This window comes from Aliiruegeria lutimaris (genome assembly GCF_900099935.1).
GTDB lineage: Bacteria > Pseudomonadota > Alphaproteobacteria > Rhodobacterales > Rhodobacteraceae > Tropicimonas > Tropicimonas lutimaris.
In genome coordinates this window covers 1-7,905 of record NZ_FNEK01000126.1, presented here as the reverse complement: position 1 = coordinate 7,905, position 7,905 = coordinate 1, and the positions used below count along the sequence as shown (strand labels likewise).

Genomic DNA, 7,905 nt, shown 5'->3' with positions numbered 1-7,905 from the left:
GGTGCTGACATGATCCATCCTCCCAAACAGGATGAATCACAGATCAGGCTTCAACGGAATCCCAACGATTCAGGTTTTTGGCGGTACGCTTTAGGGGCCGCGAAGCCGCATCAGGACAGAGTTTTCGCCGACGGAGACGAACCCGCCGTCTTTTCTTGAAGACGAGCTATGTGTTCAGCGCGGTAAGCATCCCGCCTGATGCATGGCGGGTTTTCAGCTTTGCAAGCCCAATTTCCGCCCGGTTGGACAGTTTTTCCTGTGCGTTCTCCGACTGCCTCTGCTACAGGATAATTCAACGTTAAACTATTCTTTGGCGAGGGAGGCCCTGCGGATGGCAGCGCGACGGACCACCAAGAAACCGAATGTCTCCAAGGAGGAGCTGCTCGGCTATTACAAGGACATGCTTCTGATCCGGCGTTTCGAAGAGAAAGCCGGCCAGCTTTACGGCATGGGGCTCATTGGCGGCTTCTGCCACCTCTATATCGGCCAGGAGGCCGTGGTCGTCGGGCTGGAAGCCGCGACCGAGGAAGGCGACAAGCGCATTACTTCCTATCGTGACCACGGGCATATGCTCGCCTGCGGCATGGACCCCAAGGGCGTCATGGCCGAGCTCACCGGCCGCGAGGGCGGCTACTCCAAGGGCAAGGGCGGCTCCATGCACATGTTCTCCAAGGAGAAGCATTTCTATGGTGGCCACGGCATCGTCGGCGCTCAGGTGCCGCTCGGCGCCGGCCTCGCCTTCGCCGACAAGTATAACGAGAACGGCCGCGTGACCTTCACCTATTTTGGGGACGGCGCCGCCAACCAGGGCCAGGTCTACGAGACCTTCAACATGGCCGCGCTCTGGCAGCTTCCGGTGATCTTCGTCATCGAGAACAACCAGTACGCCATGGGCACCTCCCAGCAGCGCTCCACCTCCAGCCAGGAGATCTACAAGCGTGGCGAGGCGTTCGGCATTCCGGGCGAGGCCGTTGACGGCATGGACGTTCTGGCGGTGAAGGCCGCATCCGAAAAGGCCGTCGCCCATTGCCGCTCGGGCAAGGGTCCCTACATCCTCGAAGTGAAGACCTACCGCTATCGCGGCCACTCCATGTCGGACCCGGCCAAGTACCGCACCCGCGAAGAGGTGCAGAAAATGCGCGACGAGCGTGACCCGATCGAGGGTGTGCGCCAGCTTCTGCTGACGGGCAAGCATGCCACCGAGGAAGAGCTGAAGGCCGTCGACAAGGAGATCAAGGATATCGTCAACGAGTCCGCGGAATTCTCCAAGCAGAGCCCCGAGCCCGCGCTCGAAGAGCTCTGGACCGACATCTACGCCGAAGCGTAAGCAGCTGACAGTACGGAGAAAAGACGAATGGCAACCGAAATTCTGATGCCCGCGCTGTCGCCGACCATGGAGGAAGGCACCCTGGCGCGCTGGCTGGTCAAGGAAGGCGATAGCGTGTCTGCCGGTGACATCCTGGCCGAGATCGAGACCGACAAGGCGACGATGGAGTTCGAAGCGGTCGATGAAGGGATCGTCGGCAAGATCCTCGTGGCCGAGGGAACCGAAGGCGTGGCCGTGAACTCGCCCATCGCGATCCTGGTCGAGGAAGGCGAAGACGTGGAGGCCGCGCTGAACGCAACTCCCGCTACCGCGCCAGCACCCGCCGCCGAGGCGCCCGCCGCAGCCCCCGCGGCTGCCACTGCCCCGGCAGCGCCCGTGCCGAGCGCCATGCGCGAGCCGGACTACCCCGAAGGCACCGCGATGAAGCAGCAGACGGTCCGTGAAGCGCTGCGCGACGCAATGGCCGAAGAGATGACCCGCGACGGAAGCGTCTACCTGATGGGTGAGGAAGTGGCCGAGTACCAGGGCGCCTACAAGGTGTCCCAGGGGCTTCTCGACCAGTTCGGCGCCAAGCGCGTGATCGACACGCCGATCACCGAGCATGGCTTTGCCGGCATCGCCGTTGGTTCCGCCATGGCCGGTCTGCGCCCGATCGTCGAGTTCATGACCTTCAACTTCGCCATGCAGGCGATCGACCACATCATCAACTCGGCCGCCAAGACGCTCTACATGTCCGGCGGCCAGATGGGCTGCCCCATCGTCTTCCGTGGCCCGAACGGTGCCGCCGCTCGCGTCGGCGCCCAGCACAGCCAGGATTACGGCGCATGGTATGCGCAGATCCCCGGCCTGAAAGTGGTGCAGCCCTACTGCGCCTCCGATGCCAAGGGCCTGCTCAAGAGCGCCATTCGCGACCCGAATCCTGTGATCTTCCTGGAAAACGAAATCCTCTACGGCCGCAGCTTCGAAGTGCCGGATATCGAGGATTACACCGTTCCCTTCGGCAAGGCCCGTATCTGGCGCGAGGGTACGGATGTCACCATCGTCAGCTTCGGCATCGGCATGCAATACGCGCTGGAAGCTGCCGAGAAGCTGGCCGGGGACGGGATCGAGGCCGAGGTGATCGACCTGCGTACCTTGCGTCCAATCGACTATGACACGCTTATTGCCTCGGTCATGAAGACCAATCGCTGCGTGACCGTCGAAGAGGGCTTCCCGGTGGGCTCGATCGGCAACCACCTTTCGGCCTATATCATGGAGAACGCGTTCGACTATCTCGACGCGCCGGTCGTGAACTGCGCCGGCAAGGATGTTCCCATGCCCTATGCCGCCAATCTCGAAAAGCACGCGCTCGTGACCACCGATGAGGTGATCGCGGCCGTTAAGCAAGTCACCTACCGCTGAGGAACGAGATATGCCGACTGAAATCCTGATGCCCGCGCTTTCTCCGACCATGGAGGAAGGAACGCTGGCGAAATGGCTGGTGAAGGAAGGGGACGAGGTCTCGTCCGGCGACCTGCTGGCAGAGATAGAGACCGACAAGGCGACGATGGAGTTCGAAGCCGTGGACGAAGGCGTGATCGGCAAGATCCTCGTGGCTGAGGGCACCGAGGGCGTCGCCGTCAACTCGCCCATCGCGATCCTGCTCGCCGAAGGCGAAAGCGCGAACGATATCGGTCGCGCGCCCACCTCCGCTGCCGCGCCGGAGGCTACTCCGGCAGCCGACGCGGGGACTGAGGCGGCCGCCCCGGCGGCCTCCGTGGCGCCCGCCACCGCCGCACCGGCAACTCCTGCGGCGTCCGACGGAGCGCGCATCTTCGCAAGCCCCCTGGCTCGCCGCATTGCCGCCGACAAGGGTCTGGACCTGAGCCAGATCAATGGCTCCGGTCCGCGTGGCCGCATCGTCAAGGCTGACGTGATCAACGCAACCGCGGCCCCTGCCCCGGCACCAACTGCCCAGGCACCGAAAGCTGCCGCCCCTGCTGCGGCTCCAACCGGCCCGTCGACCAGCGCTGTGCTCAAGACTTATGCCGACCGCGATTTCGAGGAGATCTCGCTCGACGGAATGCGCAAGACCGTCGCCGCCCGCCTCACCGAGGCCAAGCAGACGATCCCGCACTTCTACCTGCGCCGCAATATCAAGCTCGACGCCCTGCTCAAGTTCCGCTCGACGCTGAACAAGCAACTCGAAGCCAGGGGCGTTAAACTCTCGGTCAACGACTTCATCATCAAGGCCTGCGCCCTTGCGCTGCAGACAGTCCCAGAAGCCAACCGTGTCTGGGCCGGTGACCGTATGCTGCAACTCAAGGCCTCCGATGTTGCCGTGGCCGTCGCGGTAGATGGCGGTCTATTCACCCCGGTCCTGAAGGACGCCGAGATGAAATCTCTCTCGGCCCTTTCCACCGAGATGAAGGATCTTGCTACACGCGCCCGCGACAAGAAGCTCGCCCCGCATGAATATGTCGGCGGCACCTTCGCCATCTCGAACCTCGGTATGTTCGGCATCGACAATTTCGACGCCGTCATCAATCCCCCGCACGGCGCGATCCTCGCCGTTGGTGCCGGGTCGAAAAAGCCCGTGGTCGGGGACGACGGCGAACTTACCGTCGCAACGGTCATGTCGGTCACACTTTCGGTGGATCACCGTGTCATCGACGGTGCTCTTGGCGCGCAGATTCTTCAAGCTATCGTCGAGAACCTGGAAAACCCGCTTGGCATGCTCGCCTGATTCCACCCTCAAACGAAAAGAGGCCTGCCCCTCGGGGCAGGCCTCTTTAATTTCTACAGGTCAGTTCTTTGGACTCAACGTTCGCCAAACATCTGATCCATCGAGACCGCGGGCTGCGAGCAACCCGCCTCGCCAACAATGCGCGCGGGAACACCAGCCGCAGTCACATGTGCCGGCACATCCTCCAAAACCACCGATCCCGCGGCAATCCGGCTGCATTCGCCGACCGTGATATTGCCCAGGATTTTGGCGCCGGCACCAATCAACACACAGTCACCAATCTTGGGGTGCCGATCGCCATCCTCCTTGCCGGTCCCGCCAAGGGTGACCGAATGCAGCATGGAGACATTGTCCCCGACAACAGCCGTTTCACCGATCACGATCGAGTGCGCGTGGTCAATCATGATCCCGCGTCCGATCTTTGCGGCCGGGTGAATGTCGATACCGAACTCCTCTGAGACCCGCATTTGCAGGAAATAGGCCATGTCGTGCCGGCCCTCGTTCCAAAGCCAATGACCCACCCTGTAGGATTGCATGGCCTGAAAGCCCTTGAAAAACAGGATCGGTTGCAAAAGCCGGTGGCATGCCGGATCGCGTTCCAAAGTTGCAACCAGATCTGCCCGTGCGGCCGCCCCCAAGCCGGGATCGACCGAATAGGCTTCGTCGGCGATCTCCCGAAGAATTTGCTCCGACATTTCCCCTGAAGCGAGTTTGAGCGAAATCCGGTAGGATAGAGCACGCTCTAATGACCGGTGGTGAAGCAAACTGGAGTGCACGAGCCCACCAAGTAGGGGCTCGTCCGCAACAGCTTCGTTGGCTTCCTTTCGGATCCGGTTCCAAACCGGATCTACTGTCGTCAAGTGATCACGCGGCTCAAGCATTGGCTCGTTTCCTGTTCCTGTGCTCGCCCCAATTTAGGGCCCGCGCGGGGAAACGAAAAGGCACAACTCCGTCAAACCTTGTATACCGCAGCCTCAAACTGGCAAGGAGATGCGATAAAAATGCGCCTCAAGCCGCAATTTGCCGCCCGTGAAACTGCCATCCATCGGGGAAACACGGACCGATTTGTTGGTATAGACGGCCGTTGGTTGTGAAAGAATTCCAGTGCAGTACGACTGTTCCTGCACGCCCATACCGCTTCCAAAAGTGATGGAACCATCTTCCACGTCGAGCGACCAGCTACTCATTGTCCCCGTGACCTCTTCGACAACCCGCGCAGAACAGGCAAAGACTACCGAGTCTGCTGGGATTTCCAGCCCGACAGTCTGGGAGTCCCCGGCAACGATGTCATATTCGGTCTCGCCAATCATGAAATGCGCGGCTGCTCCATTCTGTGCTCCGGCAAGCATACCCAAAATCCATTGCCCCGCGACACGGGTTGCGCTCTGCAACTCGTCGGCAATCCAGGCTATCCAGCCGTCATGCGGCGTCATGAAGATCCAACCGCCATTGCTGGCAATTGCAAGCATACCGTCCGCGCCACTCCAGTTTCCCTCCGCGCCCGCTGGAACCGCATAGCAATCGCCGTCGTCGAATTCCGACGGAGGATTGGCAAGACTTCTTGACCTTAGGGAAATCTGAGCGATCGCATCCAGCGTCACCAGAGCTTCATTGACCGTCACATGTTTTTGCGCCTGGCTTGGCAGCAGCAGCAGCAGCGGCAGCGGCAGCGGCAGCGGCAGCGGCAGCGGCAGCGGCAGCGGCAGCGACAGCGACAGCGACAGCGACAGCGACAGCGACAGCGACAGCGACAGCGACAGCGACAGGTTTGGTGTTTCACTCATGAATTTCAATCCTTTGGAACGGCCCGACGCCATAGCGTTCGGACATTTGGGCCACTTGAACCGCGGCAATTTCGAAAGCGGCGTCGGCCGATTTCAACTCGGCCGAATAGAACCAACTGGGTTGGTTTGTTTCCTCTTCACGAATGACAGCCCCATCCGCCTCAAGCACTTGAACGAGATACCGTTCGCTTTCCTCACCGAGTGGGATATCAAGCCCCTCCCAGCTATCCCCATCGATCCGGCTCCGACGGATCCAGCTAATCAGGGTGTTACCCGCCGTATCCAGAACCGCTTTCAGGTGAACCGGGAGATAGGGCCTCAGCCCGGTACCGTTGGCCGTGTGGATAAAGTGTTGGAAGGACGGATCCGAATAGCCACGATCCGCCGGTCCGACACGGTAGTGCCGCTCCAATCCGCGTATTGACGAGGCAAGCTCTATCTGAGCAGGGGCACCGTCAAGCAGTACAACCAGCGATCCTTCAGGCCATACGGACGGCATCACGGCATCGGTGCCGAGTTGTCCCCGCAGAAGTCCGCTCAAAACGTAGGTGTCCACGGCAACAAGTTCAGCTTCTTGGAATTGAAGAATTTCCCAATCACTGTTCGCCCCATTCCCGATGGCAAGCGAGTTCGCCCCGTTTAAAAGGGCTGTTCGGGTTGCCGATGCCAGAACACCGTTTTGGACTTTCACCCGAAGCTGAGCGCCCCGATCGAGAAGCCCGCAGGATGCGGCCAAAAGAGGTGTTTGCGTCATGCCAAAGACCGAACGGTCCTGAACAACTGTGTTCAACGAGTATCCATCGTCTTCTGCGGAAGAATATACGGCCACAGAACCCGGCCAAGGCTGTGCCGAAACAGCGAGGTAGGGAGCGACGGGGTCTTCTTCGCCTGTGATTAACGGCAGATCGAGCAACCGCGAGAAGACAGGCATAGCCACAGCAGGTTTGGGAAGCGAGACAACGTCTTCCAGATCTTTTGGCGGCCGGAATAGGTCTGGCTCGACCCTCACCGCTTCGACCCTTCGCGCTTCGCCGATCTCCACCCGGTCGATCCGAAAGTTCGCCCGGCATTCGCCATAGGTCAATTCGACGACATCCCCGACATTCACACTTGCGGCAGATGGCGGCAAAGTGAAACTCACACTGTCCATGGCGATCCTGGCTTCCGCAAGCCATCGCTCGGCAATTCTCAACCCTTCGGTACCCGTCAGGCACATCGCTAGATCAGAAGATGATGCCGTCGCATCCTCCTCCCCAGGGATGCTGGCCTCCGTCGTCCGGGTCTCGAAGGAACCGTCGGCCTGGACGTAGTTCAGGCGGATCGTTCTAACCGCATCAGCCGAGGCCCCACGTTGAAGGCTCAGGACCGTTCGTACCCTTGTCCACTGCTGCACAGCCGATCTCGGTAAACCAGATCGGTTTGCTTTCCGGAAGCCAAGCCGTCGGAGCCGCTTGGCGAACCCCAGCTATTCTGTCGTGGTGCTCCTGGCTCCACCAAGTCCGAATGTCCTTGTAGCGGAAGACCCACGGCTCTCCATAGGCACCATCCTCGATCAACAAACGCTGTTGTAGAACGCGCCCATCCTCATCCGCATAGTACCACTCGAAGCCTTCCCCGCCTTCGATGTTCGTCTTCAGATACTCGAGATTATATATCGATTTCCACGAGGCATCGGCATGATCATGGCTATCGCGCCAATCGGAAAGCGGCATATAATTATCGATGCCGACGAAATCTATCTCGTCGCTGGCCCATAGCGGATCCAGGTGGAACAGAACATCGCCCGAGCCGTCTTGCGGGTGATAGCCAAAATACTCTCTCCAATCAGCGGCATAGCCAATCTTAGTGTCCGTCCCCAAGATCGCGCGCACGTCTTGTGCAAGTTTTACAAGCTCCTCGACAGCCGGAAACGCATTCCCATCGCTCCGGACCTGCGTTAATCCGCGCATCTCGCTCCTAATACAGAAAGAGGTGGCTCGGTTTGTCTGAACAGTTTGGAGCCGTTTTCTAAGTGTATGTTCCGCTCAGTTATGCCGCGACCGGGATTGGCCGGGGCAGGTTGAGATATG

General features: G+C 60.2%; 6 protein-coding genes and 1 pseudogene. 3 read left to right on the top strand and 4 right to left on the bottom strand.

The annotated features are described in order from the left end of the window. Positions 1 to 331: 331 nt before the first annotated feature. From pdhA to BLR85_RS27060, 3 genes are read left to right on the top strand one after another with little or no spacing between them, the layout of a single operon-like run. Complete coding sequence (gene pdhA, locus BLR85_RS27070; RefSeq protein ID WP_093164724.1) at positions 332 to 1,327, top strand: pyruvate dehydrogenase (acetyl-transferring) E1 component subunit alpha; 996 nt, start codon at positions 332 to 334, stop codon at positions 1,325 to 1,327. Positions 1,328 to 1,354: 27 nt separating this feature from the next. Beyond that, a complete protein-coding gene (locus BLR85_RS27065) occupies positions 1,355 to 2,728 on the top strand; it encodes a pyruvate dehydrogenase complex E1 component subunit beta (RefSeq protein ID WP_093164722.1) in 1,374 nt (457 codons plus the stop codon). A 10-nt stretch (positions 2,729 to 2,738) separates the two neighbouring features. Continuing rightward, a complete protein-coding gene (locus tag BLR85_RS27060) occupies positions 2,739 to 4,052 on the top strand; it encodes a pyruvate dehydrogenase complex dihydrolipoamide acetyltransferase (protein WP_093164719.1) in 1,314 nt (437 codons plus the stop codon). 74 nt (positions 4,053 to 4,126) lie between these two features. Here BLR85_RS27060 and cysE read toward each other — a convergent pair whose 3' ends face one another. From cysE to BLR85_RS27040, 4 genes and pseudogenes are all read right to left on the bottom strand, one after another. Continuing rightward, positions 4,127 to 4,933 carry a serine O-acetyltransferase gene (gene cysE / locus BLR85_RS27055; RefSeq protein WP_093164717.1) on the bottom strand — a complete coding sequence of 269 codons (807 nt, stop codon included), beginning with the start codon at positions 4,931 to 4,933 and terminating at the stop codon, positions 4,127 to 4,129. 93 nt (positions 4,934 to 5,026) lie between these two features. Continuing rightward, the gene (locus BLR85_RS27050; RefSeq protein WP_093164715.1) at positions 5,027 to 5,836 is read right to left on the bottom strand and encodes a DUF2793 domain-containing protein; all 810 of its coding nucleotides are present in this window, start codon (positions 5,834 to 5,836) and stop codon (positions 5,027 to 5,029) included. Next, complete coding sequence (locus BLR85_RS27045; protein ID WP_093164712.1) at positions 5,829 to 7,229, bottom strand: phage tail protein; 1,401 nt, start codon at positions 7,227 to 7,229, stop codon at positions 5,829 to 5,831. The genes BLR85_RS27050 and BLR85_RS27045 overlap by 8 nt, the downstream gene beginning before the upstream one ends. After that, positions 7,198 to 7,806 (bottom strand): annotated as a pseudogene (locus BLR85_RS27040) (baseplate megatron protein TIM-barrel domain-containing protein); the annotation flags it as partial. The pseudogene BLR85_RS27040 and the gene BLR85_RS27045, both read right to left, overlap by 32 nt. Positions 7,807 to 7,905 lie beyond the last annotated feature (99 nt).

Coding starts and splice junctions, on each gene's coding strand:
- pdhA (WP_093164724.1), top strand. CDS start 332: ATGGCAGCGCGACGGACCACCAAGAAACCGAATGTCTCCAAGGAGGAG.
- BLR85_RS27065 (WP_093164722.1), top strand. CDS start 1,355: ATGGCAACCGAAATTCTGATGCCCGCGCTGTCGCCGACCATGGAGGAA.
- cysE (WP_093164717.1), bottom strand. CDS start 4,933: ATGCTTGAGCCGCGTGATCACTTGACGACAGTAGATCCGGTTTGGAAC.
- BLR85_RS27060 (WP_093164719.1), top strand. CDS start 2,739: ATGCCGACTGAAATCCTGATGCCCGCGCTTTCTCCGACCATGGAGGAA.
- BLR85_RS27050 (WP_093164715.1), bottom strand. CDS start 5,836: ATGAGTGAAACACCAAACCTGTCGCTGTCGCTGTCGCTGTCGCTGTCG.